General features: G+C 66.3%; 11 protein-coding genes and 1 pseudogene. 6 read left to right on the top strand and 6 right to left on the bottom strand.

Going from position 1 to position 15,781, the window contains the following annotated elements:
• Positions 1-288 precede the first annotated feature (288 nt).
• Together IVA81_RS05925 and IVA81_RS05920 are read left to right on the top strand one after the other, a co-directional pair.
• Positions 289-1,401: a ring-opening amidohydrolase gene (locus IVA81_RS05925; protein ID WP_247313631.1), complete on the top strand. Its 1,113-nt coding sequence runs from the start codon at positions 289-291 to the stop codon at positions 1,399-1,401.
• Positions 1,402-1,508: 107 nt separating this feature from the next.
• Positions 1,509-2,978 (top strand): amidase, encoded by a 1,470-nt coding sequence (locus IVA81_RS05920; RefSeq protein ID WP_247313628.1) that lies wholly within the window; start codon positions 1,509-1,511, stop codon positions 2,976-2,978.
• Positions 2,979-3,019: 41 nt separating this feature from the next.
• Here IVA81_RS05920 and IVA81_RS05915 read toward each other — a convergent pair whose 3' ends face one another.
• On the bottom strand, positions 3,020-3,337 hold the full coding sequence (locus tag IVA81_RS05915; RefSeq protein ID WP_247313625.1) for a hypothetical protein: 318 nt from the start codon (positions 3,335-3,337) through the stop codon (positions 3,020-3,022).
• Positions 3,338-3,454: 117 nt separating this feature from the next.
• Here IVA81_RS05915 and IVA81_RS05910 point away from each other — a divergent pair, with 117 nt between their 5' ends.
• Together IVA81_RS05910 and IVA81_RS05905 are read left to right on the top strand one after the other, a co-directional pair.
• Positions 3,455-4,363: a PaaI family thioesterase gene (locus IVA81_RS05910; RefSeq protein ID WP_247313622.1), complete on the top strand. Its 909-nt coding sequence runs from the start codon at positions 3,455-3,457 to the stop codon at positions 4,361-4,363.
• 67 nt (positions 4,364-4,430) lie between these two features.
• Complete coding sequence (locus tag IVA81_RS05905; protein ID WP_247313619.1) at positions 4,431-4,796, top strand: hypothetical protein; 366 nt, start codon at positions 4,431-4,433, stop codon at positions 4,794-4,796.
• Between the two features lie 91 nt (positions 4,797-4,887).
• Here IVA81_RS05905 and poxB read toward each other — a convergent pair whose 3' ends face one another.
• The 3 genes from poxB to IVA81_RS05890 form a co-directional block, all read right to left on the bottom strand.
• Positions 4,888-6,624 (bottom strand): ubiquinone-dependent pyruvate dehydrogenase, encoded by a 1,737-nt coding sequence (gene poxB / locus IVA81_RS05900; RefSeq protein ID WP_247313616.1) that lies wholly within the window; start codon positions 6,622-6,624, stop codon positions 4,888-4,890.
• Between the two features lie 80 nt (positions 6,625-6,704).
• A complete protein-coding gene (locus IVA81_RS05895; RefSeq protein WP_247313613.1) occupies positions 6,705-7,337 on the bottom strand; it encodes a 2-dehydro-3-deoxy-6-phosphogalactonate aldolase in 633 nt (210 codons plus the stop codon).
• Between the two features lie 13 nt (positions 7,338-7,350).
• Positions 7,351-8,265 (bottom strand): 2-dehydro-3-deoxygalactonokinase, encoded by a 915-nt coding sequence (locus IVA81_RS05890; RefSeq protein ID WP_247313610.1) that lies wholly within the window; start codon positions 8,263-8,265, stop codon positions 7,351-7,353.
• A gap of 218 nt (positions 8,266-8,483) precedes the next feature.
• On the opposite strand from IVA81_RS05890, the gene IVA81_RS05885 reads away from it, so the two are divergent.
• Both IVA81_RS05885 and IVA81_RS05880 read left to right on the top strand, forming a co-directional pair.
• On the top strand, positions 8,484-9,581 hold the full coding sequence (locus IVA81_RS05885) for an LLM class flavin-dependent oxidoreductase (protein ID WP_247313607.1): 1,098 nt from the start codon (positions 8,484-8,486) through the stop codon (positions 9,579-9,581).
• Between the two features lie 50 nt (positions 9,582-9,631).
• Positions 9,632-10,201 carry a flavin reductase family protein gene (locus tag IVA81_RS05880; protein WP_247313646.1) on the top strand — a complete coding sequence of 190 codons (570 nt, stop codon included), beginning with the start codon at positions 9,632-9,634 and terminating at the stop codon, positions 10,199-10,201.
• 170 nt (positions 10,202-10,371) lie between these two features.
• Here IVA81_RS05880 and IVA81_RS05875 read toward each other — a convergent pair.
• Together IVA81_RS05875 and IVA81_RS05870 are read right to left on the bottom strand one after the other, a co-directional pair.
• Positions 10,372-12,224 (bottom strand): annotated as a pseudogene (locus IVA81_RS05875) (sigma-54-dependent Fis family transcriptional regulator).
• Positions 12,225-12,464: 240 nt separating this feature from the next.
• The gene (locus tag IVA81_RS05870; protein WP_247313604.1) at positions 12,465-15,770 is read right to left on the bottom strand and encodes a carboxyl transferase domain-containing protein; all 3,306 of its coding nucleotides are present in this window, start codon (positions 15,768-15,770) and stop codon (positions 12,465-12,467) included.
• Between the last annotated feature and the right edge of the window lie 11 nt (positions 15,771-15,781).

The raw sequence follows: 15,781 nt of genomic DNA, 5'->3' as shown, positions 1-15,781 counted from the left end.
CCTCCATCGACCTTTGAAAGCAGAGAATCATTCGGCTCACCGTTCGGCAAACGGAAACGCGCCAAATCACATAGATTCACAGCCTCTGAGGTGCGAGGCATGGGACGCATCGCGTCCCATGGGGAGCCTCGAGGGATGAGCGGCCGGGATGCAGCGGGGCCGCTCATCCTTCGAGGCTCGCTTCGCTCGCACCTCAGGATGACGGTTGGAGCGCACTGCTTGTGGCTTGACAGATGCTGCTGTTCCATCGCTGGTGAACCTGCCGGACCACAGAACTGAGGACACTCCATGCGCACCACATCGGTCGGCGTCTTCAAGCTCGCCACCAAGGGCCCCGGCGACGTCTCCAGCCTCATGGCTATGATCGGCTCCGGCGCGATCGATCCCAAATCGATCCTCGCCATCCTGGGCAAGACCGAGGGCAATGGCGGTGTCAATGATTTCACCCGGGAGTACGCCGTTGCCGCGCTGTGCACGGCGCTGGCGCCGCAACTCGGCCTGACGGCGCACGAGGTCGAGCAGCGGATCGCCTTCGTGATGTCAGGCGGTACCGAGGGCGTGCTCAGCCCGCACATCACCGTGTTCACACGCCAGGATGTCCCGCAACGGCCGGCGGGCATCGCAGGCAAGCGCCTGAGCATCGGCATGGCGCACACCCGCGATTTCCTTCCCGAAGAGCTCGGCCGCTCCGCGCAGATCACGGAGACGGCGAGGGCCGTGAAAGCCGCGATGGTGGATGCCGGCCTCACCGATCCCGCCGACGTCCATTTCGTGCAGATCAAGTGCCCGCTGCTGACCAGCGATCGCGTCGCGGCGGCAAACGTGCGCGGCAACAAGACGGTGACGACGAGCGCCTACAGGTCGATGGCCTATTCGCGCGGTGCGTCCGCGCTCGGCGTTGCCGTTGCGCTCGGCGAGATCGCACCAGCGGTAAGCGACGAAGACGTGCTGCGGCGCTACGATCTGTTCTCGAAGGTGGCTTCGACCTCGTCCGGGATCGAGCTGATGCACAACGTCGTCATCGCGCTCGGCAACTCGGCGGCGTCGGTGAGCGAGTTCGAGATCGGCCATGCCGTGATGGACGATGCGATCGACGCCTCGGCGGTGATGTCGGCATTGACGAGCGTTGGACTTGGCGTGGCGCCGCAAGCGAACGCAGGCCGCGAGCTCGTCAACATCTTTGCCAAGGCGGAGGCCTCGCCTGATGGCAGCGTGCGCAGCTTCCGCCACACCATGCTGGAGGATACCGACATCAGCTCGACCCGCCACGCGCGCGCCGCGGTCGGCGGCCTGATTGCAGGTCTCGCCGGCACCGGGGCGATCTATGTTTCCGGCGGCGCCGAGCATCAGGGGCCGGCGGGCGGCGGCCCGGTTGCGGTCATCGCACGGCTCTCCGATTGAGCGGCCACCCCTCCGCCCCGCGCAACCCTGCCCCTCGCGCCGCCTCGGTTGATTAAGGCGGCCCCTTGCGAAAAAGGTGGCCCGCTATTCAAGGGGATTTGGACGTCATGACTTTGCCGATGAGCTGGACGGAATGGGCGCAGCACGACGGCGTCGCGCTGGCGGGGCGCGTCCGCAAGGGCGAACTGACGGCGAAGGAGCTGGCGCGCCAGGCTGCCGCGGGTGTCGCCAAGGTCAATCCGGCGCTGTCCGGCGTGGTCGAGCTGTTCGAGGACGTGATCGCCGATCCCGCCAAGGACGGCGCCAATCTCGCAGGCCCCTTCGCCGGCCTGCCCTTCCTGATGAAGGATTTGGGGCCGACCATGAAGGGCCGGCTGCAGGAAATGGGCTCGCTGTTGATGCGCGGCAATCGCCCCAGTGCCGACACGTTCCTGACCGGCAAATTCCGCCAGGCCGGGCTCAACCTGATCGGGCGCACCACGACGCCGGAATTCGGCGTGTGCTCTTCGGCCGACAATCCCGCCGTCTACGTCACCCGCAATCCCTGGAATACCGACTACACCACCTGCGGCTCGTCCGCGGGCAGCGCTGCGATGGTCGCCGCCGGCGTGGTGCCGATCGCGCATGCGACCGACGGCGGCGGCTCGATCCGCATTCCCGCCGGCGTCAACGGCAATATCGGACTGAAGGTCTCGCGCGGCGTGTTCTCGCTGGCACCGCACATGTCCGACCTCACCGGCCTCGTCTCGATCCAGGGCTGCCAGTCGCGCTCGGTGCGCGACACCGCAGCGTTCGTCGATCATGCGAGGGGACCCGCGCCCGGTGAGTTCATGCCGTTCTGGACCACGGCGCAGCCTTATTCCGAGATGATCAAGCGCGATCCGTCAAAGCTGCGCATCGCGCTGTCGCACACATGGGGCGATTACACGGCAACGCCGCAGCTCGCAGCCGAGCTGGAAAAGACCGGCCGCTTCCTCGAAGGCCTCGGCCATCACGTCGACTACGCCCTGCCCGAGCTCGATTTCCGCGCCGCCTTCGCCGCGCAGACCACCTGCTACATCTCGAACTTCGCGGTGGTGATCTCCAACATGCTCGCCGCGCGCGGACTGGACAAGCCGCCGGAAGACCTGATCGAGCCCATGAACATCCGGATCTGGGAAGCCGGCCGCCACACCACCTTTGCCGAGCGGGCGAAGATGCAGGGCGTGTTCAATACGACGTCACGCGGCTTCGGCGCCTTCTTCGAGCAGTGGGACGTGATCCTGACGCCGATCACCGCGCTGCCGACGCCGAAGGTCGGCACCAGGGAATATCTCACCATCTCCGACAATCCCGACGTGCTGGACTGGTTCGGTAATCTCTGGCGCTTCTTCGCCTTCACGCCGCTCGCCAACCTGTGCGGCATGCCCGCGATCTCGATGCCGATGGCGACCCAGGAGCACGGCCTGCCACTCGGCATCCAGGCCATCGCCAAGCAGGCCAATGACGGCCTCCTGCTGCAGCTCGCCGCCCAGATCGAGCGCGCGCTCGACGGCAAGTGGAACGGCGGCCGGAAGCCGAAGGTGCATGTGGGCTGAGAAGCTAGCGATCGCAGTGACATGCGATCGCACAATCAGCCTCAGTTCTTCACCGCCGGAATCTCCTCGTTCGGCTGTTGCTGCCCCTGCTTGAACATCGCCAGAGCCTTGTCGAGCGCTTCGCGCAGTGCCAGCGCTGCGGCCACGCTGCAACGTAAGTGCGCGGTCTGGATCACGTCGACCCTGACGGCGGCGCCGATCGGCATCAAGAGGTTCGCGGCGAGTTCGATCTGGATCGCGCCGTTGTGATGGCCGAAGCAGGACGCGCCGTCGAAATAGATGATCGGCGCCCGCTCCGAGCTGGAGCTCGAAATGGTGACGGGCCCCTGATTGGCGGTGGGCGTTTCGGGGTCGGCCATGGGCGCTCCTTGCAGCTAAACGACGAACGAAGCGCCCACCATCGGTGCTTTGGCCCGCTCTGTCGAGGCCCCTTCGGGGATTTTGCGCAGCGCCCGACACTGGTCTAGAACGTCATCATGAGCACCATTCCGACCATGCTTCCCTTCGAGGAACTCGCCGAGGCGATCAAGGGCCGCCGCTCCGATTACGGCCATATCAGCGGGCTCCAGCTCGACCGTTTCGCGCCGGGTGAGGCATGGTCGAGCCTGCCCTACCGGCCCGTCTTCGTCGGCGACACCGAGACCGGCGTGCTGCACGGCGGCGTCGTCACCGCCATGCTGGACGAGAGCTGCGGCATGGCGGTGCAGCTCGCGCTCGACGGCACGCGCGCGATCGCGACGCTCGATCTGCGCATCGACTACCAGAAGCCGGCGACCCCGGGCCTCGACATCAAGGCGCATTCGGTCTGCTACCGTACCACACGCTCAATCGCCTTCGTGCGCTCCACCGCCTATCAGGAGTCCGAGGACGATCCGGTGGCGACCGCGACCGCCTGCTTCATGATCGGCGCCAACCGCACCAACATGCTCGCGGACCGCAGGATGGGTGCACTGAGCATCCCGACGCTGGAGGCGCCGGAGGATCCGGACGGGCCGTTCGCGAGCAGCCCGTTTGCGCGCTGCCTCGGCATCCGCGCCAACGATGACGGCACGCTGACGATGCCGTTTTCGCCTGTGATCATCGGCAACCCGATCCTGCCCGCAATCCATGGCGGCATGACCGGGGCCTTCCTCGAGACCACCGCGATCGTCGGCGTGGCGCGCGAGCTCGGCATCGCCGCGCCGCCCAAGCCGATCGGCCTCACCGTCAATTATTTGCGTTCCGGCCGCGCCCTCGACACGTTCGCCGATGTCTCGATCGTGAAGCAGGGACGGCGCATCGTCGCCTTCGAGGCGCGCGCCTGGCAGGACGATGCGGAGAAGCCGATCGCCACGGCTTTCGGTCATTTCATGCTGCGCCCGACGCCGGGAAGTGACGAGGAATAAGCGCCTTTTGACTTGACGGCCGCAGTTCCGGCCACAACGATAGCGCGTCACTGCGAGAGGTATTGGATTGCGGCATCCGCTCGACATCGTCGCCATGTTCGCCGCACTCTGGCTGCTGGCCTCGATGATGCTCGACGCGCTGACGCCGAAGGAGCTGACCGCGATCATGATCGGCGTTGCGATCGGCCCCGCGATCGTCATCACTGCCGTGTTCTACTATTTGCGCTGCCCGCGAACCGACTTTGCAGTGATGTTCGCAGCGCTCTGGCTGATCTCGGACATCGCCATCGCCTTCGTCTCACCGACGCAGCTGCCGCTTTTCCTGATCGTGCTCGGCTTCCTGCCGGCCCTGCTGATCGGCACCGTGCTGCGCTGGCAACGCTTCCAGCGCCGCGACGAGCGGCTGCCTGCGCCCTCGGTGAAGCGGGGTTAGCCGCGCACGAAGGGCTCTTTCATCTCTCCCACGTGCGGGAGAGGGAGCGCACCTGCGTCGTTGCAGCGATTAAGCCTCATCTCATCACGCTTTAGCGCGGCAAGAGGTTCGTCTTCGCGAGATCCAAGACCTCGTCGCCGCGGCCGTTCATCACCGCGCGCAGCACCCAGAGGCTGAAGCCCTTGATTTGCTCGGTGGTGATGGTCGGCGGCATCGACAGTTCCTGCTTGGCGGTGACGACGTCGAGCAGCGCTGGCCCGTTATGCGCGAGCATCTCCTTCACCGCACCCGGAAGCTCGCCGGGATCCTCGACGCGTTTGGCAAAGATGCCCATCGCGCGCGCCATCGCCGCGAAATCGGGATTCTCCAGGTCGACATTGGTGTCGACGAAGCCGGCCGCCTTCATCTCCAGCGCGACGAAGCCGAGCACGCCGTTGTTGAAGACGACGACCTTCACCGGCAGCTTCATCTGCGTCAGCGTGATCAGATCGCCCATCAGCATCGTGAAGCCGCCGTCGCCCGAGAGCGAGATCACTTGCCGGCCGGGCTGGGCGGCCTGCGCGCCGATCGCCTGCGGCATCGCGTTGGCCATCGAGCCGTGCACGAAGGAGCCGATCAGCCGGCGGCGGCCGTTCATGTCGAGATAGCGCGCGGCCCACACCGTCGGCGTGCCGACATCGGCGGTGAACACGGCATCGTCCGCCGCGTGGTCGCTGAGGACTTTTGCGAGATATTGCGGGTGGATCGGCTTGCTTCCCGGCGTACCCTTGGCGAGCGAATCGAGCCCTTCGCGCGCCTTCTTGTAATGCGCGACCGCATCGTCGAGATGCTTGCGCTGCGTCTTGGCCTTGAGCAACGGCAGCAGAGCTTCGATGGTGAGCTTGACGTCGCCGACGAGGCCGAGATCGATCTTGCAGCGCCGCCCGAGATTTTCCGGGCGGATGTCGATCTGCGCGATCTGGCAGTCGGTCGGGAAGAACTGCTTGTAGGGAAAGTCGGTGCCGAGCATCACCAGCGCGTCGCAGGCGTGCATGGCCGCGTAGCCCGAAGAGAAGCCGATGAAGCCGGTCATGCCGACGTCGTAAGGGTTATCGTATTCGACATGCTCCTTGCCGCCGAGGGCATGCACGATCGGGCTCTTCAGCGCTTCCGCGAGCTGCATCAAGGGGGCGTGCGCGCCGGCGCAGCCGCGGCCGCAGAACAGCGTGATGCGCTCGGCACCGTTGAGGAGGTCGGCGAGCGCCTGCAGCTCATCCGCCTGCGGCACAATTTTCGGCGCCGGCACGTTGAGGCCGCGCGTCGTCGACAGCGCGCGCTTTGGGGGACTGCGGAACGCGACGTCGCCGGGCATGGCGACGACGGCGACGCCGCGCAGGCCCACTGCTGCGCGAATGGCGTTCTCCAGCACGAAGGGAAGCTGGCTCGGGTCGGAGACCAGCTCGCAATAATGGCTGCATTCGCGGAACAGGTTTTGCGGATGCGTCTCCTGGAAATATCCGCCGCCGATCTCGGCCGTAGGGATCTGCGCGGCGATCGCCAGCACGGGAACGCGGCTGCGATGCGCGTCGAACAGCCCGTTGATCAGATGCAGATTGCCGGGGCCGCAGGAGCCCGCGCACACCGCAAGGCTCCCGGTCATCTCCGCTTCGCCGGCGGCGGCGAACGCGGCGACCTCCTCGTGGCGGACATGGATCCATTCGATCGTGCCGCGGCGGCGCAGCGCCTCGGTCAGCGCGTTCAGGCTGTCGCCGACGATGCCATAGATGCGCTTGACGCCGGCCTGTTCGAGCGTTGCCACGAACAGATCGGCCACGTTGTTGATCGCCATGTCGGTCTCCTGATCTCGCTGCTGCAGCAAGATAGGATAACGCGCGACCGTGACGGCATCACGGCTTGTTTATTGCCGGCTCAGTCTTTCGCAATCGCCCGATCATAAGCCGCGATCGTCAACTTTGCGCGAGCGGCCACATCACTTGCCGTCATGCCGGGCTTGTAGAGGCTTGAGCCGAGCCCGAAGGCGGTCACGCCGCCCTTGATGTACTCGGCAAAGTTCTGGTCGGAGACGCCGCCGACAGCGGCGATCATCACGCCTGATGGCAGCACCGCCTTGATCGCGGCAATGCCGGCGGCGCCGAGCACGCTCGCGGGAAAGAACTTCAGTCCCGATGCGCCGGAGCGCGCGGCAAGCAGCGCCTCGGTCGGCGAAAACACGCCGGGCAGCGTGACCATGGCGTACTGATGGGCACGCACGAGCACCTGCGTATCCACGTTCGGCGAGACCATCAGCTTGCCGCCGACGTCATTGAGGCGATCGACATCCGCGGTGGTCAGCACCGTGCCGGCGCCGATCAGCACGCCTGAAGGCGCCTGCTTCACCGCCATTGCGATGGAGCGGAATGGATCGGGCGAGTTCAGGGGGATCTCGATCACGGTCATACCGGCTTCGATCAGCACGCCGACGATGGCCTCGGTCTCCTCGGGCTTGATGCCGCGCAGGATCGCGACCAGCGGCCGCTTCATCGGCGGAAAGGGAACGGTCATCTCAAAGATCCTTCTATTTCGTCCAGATCGCCGCAGCCGCCATCGACAGGCCGCGGCGGACGGCTTCATCCGCATCGACCGGCTTCGCGTTGACCGACAGCGCTTCGAACGCCAGCCGGTACAGCATCGCGAGCCGCCCCGAGGCAAGCAACACGACGCCCGCTTGCGGCACGGTGCCGGAGAGCCCGGCCGCCAGTTCGACACCGATCAACGTGCCCGACAGCGTCTCGCGCGCCGCGGCCGGCGTGCCGCCGAACAACAGCTGGCGCGACCGCGCACCGAACAACAGATTGGCGGCGAAGGCCGGCTTCGCGTACGCGGCCTTGACCGCCGCCTTGAAGCTCGCGACATCCTCGGCCTCGTCGGCGCCCGCGACCGCGAACGACAGGATGGTCTCGCGCGAGACCACGCTGAAGAGCTCGCCGGTCATGAAGGTGGAGAAGCGTTCGACAATGCCGCCCTTGACGCGCACCCATTTCGAATGCGTGCCGGGCATGCAGACCAGCGCATCGCCGGCGGCATCGAGGCCGAGCGCGCCGAGCAGCTGCGTTTCCTCGCCGCGCATGACGTCCGGCGCGGTTGCGTCGCGCTGCGCGATGCCCGGCAGGATCCGGATGTCGCGCGCCTGCCCGGGGACGCGCACGGCCTGTTTCAGGACCGCCGAGAGCGGCGCCGGCGTGTCGACATAGCCGGCTTCGACCCAGCCGGTCTTCGCACCGGCCATGCCGCAGACGAGAACCGGTAGATGATCCGGCGCTTCGACCGCCGCAAGATGCGCTTGCAGCACGGCGGGAAAGCCGGTCTTCGCCGCCGCCAGCATACCCTCGTCGCTGCGTCGTTCGGCCAGCATCTGGCCGGCAAGATCGACCAACCACAGGCGAAAACTGCTGGTGCCCCAGTCCACCGCGACATAAGCGGGTTCGGTCATCTCAACGCGTATCCTCGTCTCAACGCCAAGACACCGTCTCGCGACAATGAGACGACGCTTAGCAAATCTGCCCCGAGATATCGGCTATTGCCGCCGCAAACCAGCCTTTTCTCGCGGGCCCGAGATGCTGCCCGCGCTGGCACACCGCTTGCTCATGGATCGGCACTTCACATCCGTCAACGCGCGACAAGACGCGTCAACACCAGATGAGGAAACCCATGGAGATCGGCTATTTCACGATGCCTTCGCATCCGCCGGAGTGCGGCCTGAAGGAAGGGAACGACTGGGACCTGCAGGTCATGCGCTGGCTCGACGAGCTCGGCTATCAGGAGGCCTGGGTCGGCGAGCACCACACCGCGCCCTGGGAACCCAACCCCACGCCGGACCTGTTGATCGCGCAGGCGCTGATGCAGACCAAGAAGCTTCGCATCGGGCCGGGCGGCTTCCTCTTGCCCTATCACCACCCGGCCGAGCTCGCCAACCGTGTCGCGATGCTCGACCATCTCTCCGAGGGCCGACTCAATTTCGGCGTCGCCGCATCTGGGCTGCCGAGCGATTGGGCGATGTTCAACGTCGACGGCATGAGCGGACAGAACCGCGACATGACCCGCGAGGCGCTGGAGATCATCCTGAAGCTCTGGTCTGATCCCGCACCCTTCACCTACAAGGGCAAGTTCTGGACGGTGACCAAGCCGGACACGATGTTCGACTTCCTCAAGCCCCACATCAAGCCGCTGCAGGCGCCGCATCCGCCGATCGGCGTTGCCGGATTGTCGAAGAACTCCGACACGCTGAAGCTCGCGGGCGAGCGCGGCTTCATCCCGATGAGCCTCAACCTCAACCCGGCCTATGTCGGCAGCCACTGGGATTCGGTCGAGATCGGCGCCGCCAAGACCGGGCGCAAGCCGAACCGCGCGGACTGGCGTCTCGTGCGCGAGGTGTTCGTCGCCGACACGGACGAAGAGGCATGGAGGCTCTCGACCGGCGACATGATGGGCCGGATGATGGGTGAGTACTTCCTGCCGCTGCTCGGCCATTTCGGCTTCAAGGACTATCTGAAGCACGCGCCCGACGTGCCGGACAGCGACGTCACCGTCGAATATTGCGCCAAGCGGAACTGGATCGTCGGCTCGCCTGCGACCGTCGCCGAGAAGATCGAGAAGATCTACGACGAGGTCGGCGGCTTCGGCGTGCTCTTGGTGTTCGGCTTCGACTACAAGCACAAGGCCGAAGCCTGGCATCACTCGCTCTCGCTGCTGAAGAACGAGGTGATGCCGCGCCTTGCGCATCTCGGCTCCGCGAAGAAGGCGGCTTGACCCGATGCGGGTGCGGCGCGATCGTGCCGCACCCGCAGCGATTTTCGGAGATTTCCGTGGACGCCAAACCTCTCGACGCCAAGGATTTCAAGCAGGCGATGCGCCAATGCGCCGGTGCCGTCGCGCTGGTCACTGTGGGCGCCGAGCACGGCAAGCGCACCGGCCTGACGGTGACGTCGGCCTGCTCGCTTTCCGACAATCCACCCTCGCTGATCGTCTGCGTCAACCGCAACGCCAGCGCGCATGCGCGCATCCGCGAGGAAGGCGCCTTCGCGATCAATTTCCTGCACGAGGACCACGCGCTGCTCGCGCTCACCTTCAGCGGCCAGAAGGGCGTCAATGGCGACGACCGCTTTGCTTTCGGCCAGTGGACGCGCGGTGCGACCGGTGCCCCGGTGCTGACGGATGCGGTCGCCGCGTTCGACTGCGTGCTGGCGCAGGAGTTCGAGACGACAACGCATTCGATCTTCGTCGGCGAGGTGCGTGGCGTGTCGCATGCGGATGCGGCGAGACCGCTGGTCTACCTGCGCAGCAGTTTTCACACGCCGCACGAGATGCGCGAGACGGTGACGGTCGGCGACCTCGATTCACGCCATCTGAGCTGGACGGATTTTTCGTAAGCCTTGCGCCGAGATTGTAGGGTGGGCAAAGGCGCACTTGCGCCGTGCCCACCATCGACATCGCAACAAAGGTGGTGGGCACGCTTCGCTTTGCCCACCCTACGATATCTGCGATCGCGGAAAGAGTCCCCTCTTCCACAAGGAGAAAGCGTGCCGCACGCGATTGAGCGCTACTGCGCTGTGTCGATCTTCAGCTGCTTGATCCTGCGATACAGCGTCGCGCGGCTCAGCTTCAGTGCGCGCGCTGCTTCCGTCACGCGGCCGCCATGCTTGCGCAGCGCCTCGACGATCGTGGCGCGCTCGGCCGCGCCGAGATCCGGCTCCGCCCTTCCGCCGAACGGCGGCAGATCGAGATCGGCATCGGTGATGACGCCGTTCTCCGCGGTGCAGCCGGCGAGCCGCAGCACGTGGCGGAGCTGGCGCATGTTGCCGGGATACGGATAGGCCGCAAGCTGCGACCATGCTTGGTCCGAAAGCCTGCAGCTAGGTGCTTCCTCGCGCGCAATCTGACGGATGATATCGTCCCGGTCGGCACGCTCGCGCAGGGCCGGCAGCCGCACCGCGAGGCCGCGCAGACGGAAATAGAGATCGGCGCGGAAGGTGCCTTCCTCCGCCATGCGGCCGAGGTCGCGGTGGGTGGCGCTGATCAGACGGATGTCGACGGCGACTGGCTTGAGCGCGCCGAGCGGCCAGACCTCGCGGTTTTCCAGCACGCGCAACAGGCGCGTCTGCAGCGCGATCGGCATGTCGCCGATCTCGTCGAGGAACAGCGTGCCGCCATCGGCCTGCACGATCAGGCCCTTCGAGCCGTCGCGGCGCGCGCCGGTGAAGGCGCCCGCCTCGTAGCCGAACAGTTCGGCGTCGATCAGGCTCTCGGGCATCGCGGCGCAATTCAGCGCGACATAATTGTTGCGCGCCCGGTTGCTCGCCGCGTGAATGGCGCGCGCGAACACGTCCTTGCCGACGCCGGTCTCGCCCTGCAGCAACACCGGCAGATTGTGGTCGCCGATGCGCTTGAGCCGTTTCACGCTTCTGACCAGGCCGGGATCGCCGCCGGCGAGCCGGTGCAGCGCATCGAAGCGATTGACGGGCGGATCGCGGCGCTTGGTGAGCGGCCGCGCGCGCTGCGGCGGCGCGATCTGACCCTGCCCCAACGGACTGCCATCGGCGCGGCGCAGCTGGACGATGTCGCCCTCGTCGCGCGCAGTGTGACGATCGAACTTGATGTAGCGCGACAGGTCGATGCCGGAAGCGATCAAGCCGTCGGTGAGGCCCAACAGTGCCCGCGCGGACCGGCATGCGCCGACGACGCGGCGATCATCGTCATAGGCGAGCAGGACGCTGCCGCCGTCCCCGGGCACGGTCGCGATCCAGGCGTTACGGAAATGGTCGCGGAAGATCGCGCCCTCGATGCGGCGCGTCGCCTGCATCGTGATCGCGAGCGCAAGCTGGTGCGCGGCGCGGCTGAGGTCATCACGACAAGAGGTGATGTTGACGGCGCCCGCGATGCGGCCGGCCTGGTCGAACAGCGGCGTCACCGCACAGGAGAAGATGCCCCACTGCTCGCGAAAATGCTCGTCGCGATGAACCAGGATCGGCTTTTGCTCCGCAAGGCACGTGCCGAGCCCGTTGGTGCCTTCATGGGCCTCCGAAAAATTCGAGCCGGTATAGACCTTCCAGCGCAGGAACATCTCGGTGTCGGCCTCGCCCGGCAAGCGGCTGAACAGCATGGTCGCGTTCGCATCAGCGAGATTGACGCAATAGCCGGCCTCCCGCAGCACGCGGGCGAGATCCTCGAGCTCGGACGTGGCGAGCCGGATCGTCTCCTCCATGGGCTGGCGACGTGGCGGATCTCGGCTGCGGTCAGCGTCTGCGGCGGTCCCCGACGGGCGGGATCGAGCTTGTGGCTGATCAGGGAGCGCCGCCAGGAATCGGCTATGCGCGAAGAGGCATCGACGTCGGCCACATGATTGGCGACGGACAAGACCCGGGCGACATGGTTCGAGGCCGACAGGCTGGCCATCGCGGACGTCTCCACCCTGTATTATTGTGCAAAGTCTGGCACCACAGGCGGGGATGTCAATCGGGAACCGGGACTAGAGGTGGAGTGACGTTCTCTCGCAACCTCGTCATGGCCGGGCTTCGTCCCGGCCATCCACGCCTTTGCCGCGCGTGCGAAAGGAACGTGGATGCCCGGGACGAGCCCGGGCGTGACGATGCAGGAGCAGATTGCCCTAAGCAGCGCTGAATTGCTGCACTGCCCTCACCACGTATCGATACACGGCCGCTTCTTTCCCGCCCTCACCGGCGGCTTCGGCACGGACCGCAGGCCCGCCATGATCCAGCGACGCGTCTCGGCGGGGTCGATGACGTTGTCGATCTCGAACACCGAGGCGATCGAGACCGCCTTGCCGTTGGCATAGAGCTCGGCGACCTTGTTGCGGTAATAGGTCTCGCGCTCCTCGGGATCGGCGATCGCCTCCATCTCCTTGCGGAAGCCGAGCCGGACGTAACCCTCCAGCCCCATGCCGCCGAACTCGCCGGTCGGCCAGGCCGCGGTGAAGAACGAGGCGTGGAAGCCGCCGCCGATCATCGACTGCGCCCCTAACCCATAGCCCTTACGCAGCACGATGCCAAACAGCGGCACGGTGAGGCTCGCGCCCGTTACGAACATGCGCGAGACGTGGCGCACGATCGCGGTCTTCTCGGCCTCCGGGCCGACCATGAAACCGGGCGTGTCGCAGAGCGAGACGATCGGCAGATCGAAGGCATCGCAAAGCTGGAGGAAGCGCGCGGCCTTGTCGCCGGCATCGGCGTCGATCGCGCCGCCGAGATGGCGCGGGTTGTTGGCGATCAGGCCGAACGGCTTGCCCTCGATGCGGATCAGCGCGGTGATCATGCCGACGCCGTAGTCGCGGCGCAGCTCCAGTACGCTGTCCTTGTCGGCGACGAGATCGATCACGCTGCGGATGTCGTAGACGCGGAGCCGGTTCTCAGGGATCGCGCGGCGGAGCAGGCGCTGGTCCGCGGCCTGCCACTCCGTGACCGCGCCCTGGAAATAGGACAGGTATTTTTGCGCGACGGATGTCGCTTCCTCCTCGTCCTCGACCAGGATGTCGATGACTCCGTTCGGCGACTGGAACGTCACAGGGCCGACCTCGGCCGGATGATAGACGCCGAGGCCGCCGCCCTCGATCATGGCGGGACCGCCCATGCCGATCGAGGCGTTCTTGGTCGCGATGATGACGTCGCAGCAGCCGAGCATCGCGGCGTTGCCGGCGAAGCAATAGCCGGAAACCACACCCACGACCGGGATGAGGCCGGAGAGCCTTGCGAACTGCACGAAGGACGGGCCGTCGAGCCCGGTCATGCCGAGCCGGTCGGTGTCGCCGGGCCGGCCGCCGCCGCCTTCGGCATAAAACACCAGCGGCACGCGCCAGTCTTCCGCAAGCGTCAGCATGCGGTCGATCTTCTTGTGGTTCATGTGGCCCTGCGTACCCGCGAGCACGGTGTAGTCGTAGGCCACGACGATGCAGCGCGCCCCTTCGGGTCCGAATTCCCCGGCATTCACCGTGGCAACGCCCATGACGAGGCCGTCGGCCGGCGTGTTCTTGATGAGATCGTCGAGCTTGCGCCGGCGCCGCTGCGCCGCGATAGCGAGGCTGCCATATTCCATGAACGAGCCGTCGTCGACGAGCTGGGCGACGTTCTCGCGCGCGGTGCGCTGGTTGGTGTTGCGGCGACGCTCGACCGAGGACGGGCGGTTCGCATCCAGCGTGTTGGCCTGACGCGCGATCAGCTCGGCGAGGTCCGGCCGGATGTGATCGAGATCGATATCGGCTTCCGCGGCCGTGCTGTCGGCCGCAACGTCGAGCGGCTCCAGATACATGATCGGCTCGCCATGCATCAGCGTGGCGCCGTCGCCGGCGCCGAGCTTCATGACCCGGCCGCCCTGCTCGGCCATCACGAGATGCTCCATCTTCATGGACTCGATCACGGCAAGCTGCTGGCCGGGGCGCACGATCTCGCCTTCCTTCACCTGGATGGTGACGATGGTTCCCTGCAAGGGCGCGGCGACCATCACCGCGCCTTCCGGCACGATTTGCGCAATTTGCGCCTCCGCGCTGTGGCCACCGCTTCGCTCGGTCGCGGCGAAGTAGAGCGGCTTGGCCGCGCCGTCGGCCGCGTCGACGAGCTTGGCAATATTGCGATCGACAAAGTCGGTCGCGATACGGTTGGTCCTGAAATCGGGATGCGCGAGCACGGCCTGGAGAAAGGCGATGTTGGTGACGACGCCGTCGATCCGGAACTCCCGCAAGGCGCGCGACGCCTTGGCGACGACGTCATGCCAGGCCTCGCCCGGCGTATGCACGATGACCTTTGCCAGCAGCGAATCGAAGGCCGCGCTGGTCTTGTAGCCGGCGTAACCAAAACTATCGACGCGCACGCCAGGCCCCGACGGCGGCTCGAACACGGCGAGCACGCCGCCGGTCGGATGCGTCGCGCCCGTCTCGTCCAACGTCTCCATGTTGACGCGAAGCTGCATGGCATGGCCGCGCGGTTTCGGGATCGAGGCTTGCGCAAGGCCGAGCGAGGCCAGCGTGCTGCCCGCAGCAACGGCGAGCTGGGCGCGGACGAGGTCGAGCCCGAGCACCTCTTCCGTGACGGTGTGCTCGACCTGAAGCCGCGGATTGGCCTCGATGAAGGCAAAGCTGTCCTCGGCGCTGCCGTCGACCAGGAACTCGAAGGTGCCGAGATTGTCGTACGACGCTGCCGTCGCGAGCTGCCTCGCCGCGTCGATGATGCGGCCGCGCAAGGGATCGCTCAGCGAGGGGCTGGGCGCCACCTCGATCAGCTTTTGGTGCCGGCGCTGGATGGTGCATTCGCGCTCCCAGAGATGAGAGATCGCGCCGTGATGGTCGCCAATGATCTGCACCTCGATATGGCGGGCCTGCCGGATCAGCCGCTCGGCATAGACCCCGTCGAAGCCGAACGCGGCCTTGGCCTCCGACTGGCAGCGCGCATAGGCTTCCGCAAGATCGGACGCGTTCTCCACCACGCGCATGCCGCGGCCGCCACCGCCGGCCATCGCCTTGATCACGATCGCCGCATTGCCACCGAGCGAGGTGAAGAACGCCGAAATCTCCTCCAGCGAGGACGGCCCGCTGGTTCCGGCGATGATGGGGACGCCGCAGCGTTTTGCCAGTTGCCGTGCCGCAACCTTGTCGCCGAACAGCTCCAGCGCCGCAGCCTTCGGCCCGACGAAAACGATGCCCGCATCGCCGCAAGTCTTGGCAAACGCCGCGTTCTCGCTGAGAAAGCCGTAGCCAGGATGTACGGCATCGCAGCCGACGCTCTTCGCCGCCTTCGCCACCGCATCGATATCGAGATAGGCCCGGGCGCCGCGGCCGGGGATTTGGACTGCTTCGTCGGCAACGCGCACGTGCAGCGACAGCGCATCGTCGGCGGGATGGATCGCAACCGTCGCGATGCCGGCATCGGCCGCCGCGCGCGCGATGCGGATGGCGATCTCGCCGCGATTGGCAATCAGGAGTTTCTTGAACGACATCGTCTCTCTCA

The organism is Bradyrhizobium sp. 141 (assembly GCF_023074055.1).
Lineage (GTDB): Bacteria > Pseudomonadota > Alphaproteobacteria > Rhizobiales > Xanthobacteraceae > Bradyrhizobium.
Note: the sequence above shows the minus strand (reverse complement) of the source record. Positions and strands in the feature narration are given on the sequence as shown.

Excerpts from the sequence above, each read along its gene's own strand:
- IVA81_RS05925 (WP_247313631.1), top strand. The coding sequence starts at position 289 with ATGCGCACCACATCGGTCGGCGTCTTCAAGCTCGCCACCAAGGGCCCC.
- IVA81_RS05920 (WP_247313628.1), top strand. The coding sequence starts at position 1,509 with ATGACTTTGCCGATGAGCTGGACGGAATGGGCGCAGCACGACGGCGTC.
- IVA81_RS05915 (WP_247313625.1), bottom strand. The coding sequence starts at position 3,337 with ATGGCCGACCCCGAAACGCCCACCGCCAATCAGGGGCCCGTCACCATT.
- IVA81_RS05910 (WP_247313622.1), top strand. The coding sequence starts at position 3,455 with ATGAGCACCATTCCGACCATGCTTCCCTTCGAGGAACTCGCCGAGGCG.
- poxB (WP_247313616.1), bottom strand. The coding sequence starts at position 6,624 with ATGGCGATCAACAACGTGGCCGATCTGTTCGTGGCAACGCTCGAACAG.
- IVA81_RS05895 (WP_247313613.1), bottom strand. The coding sequence starts at position 7,337 with ATGACCGTTCCCTTTCCGCCGATGAAGCGGCCGCTGGTCGCGATCCTG.
- IVA81_RS05890 (WP_247313610.1), bottom strand. The coding sequence starts at position 8,265 with ATGACCGAACCCGCTTATGTCGCGGTGGACTGGGGCACCAGCAGTTTT.
- IVA81_RS05885 (WP_247313607.1), top strand. The coding sequence starts at position 8,484 with ATGGAGATCGGCTATTTCACGATGCCTTCGCATCCGCCGGAGTGCGGC.
- IVA81_RS05870 (WP_247313604.1), bottom strand. The coding sequence starts at position 15,770 with ATGTCGTTCAAGAAACTCCTGATTGCCAATCGCGGCGAGATCGCCATC.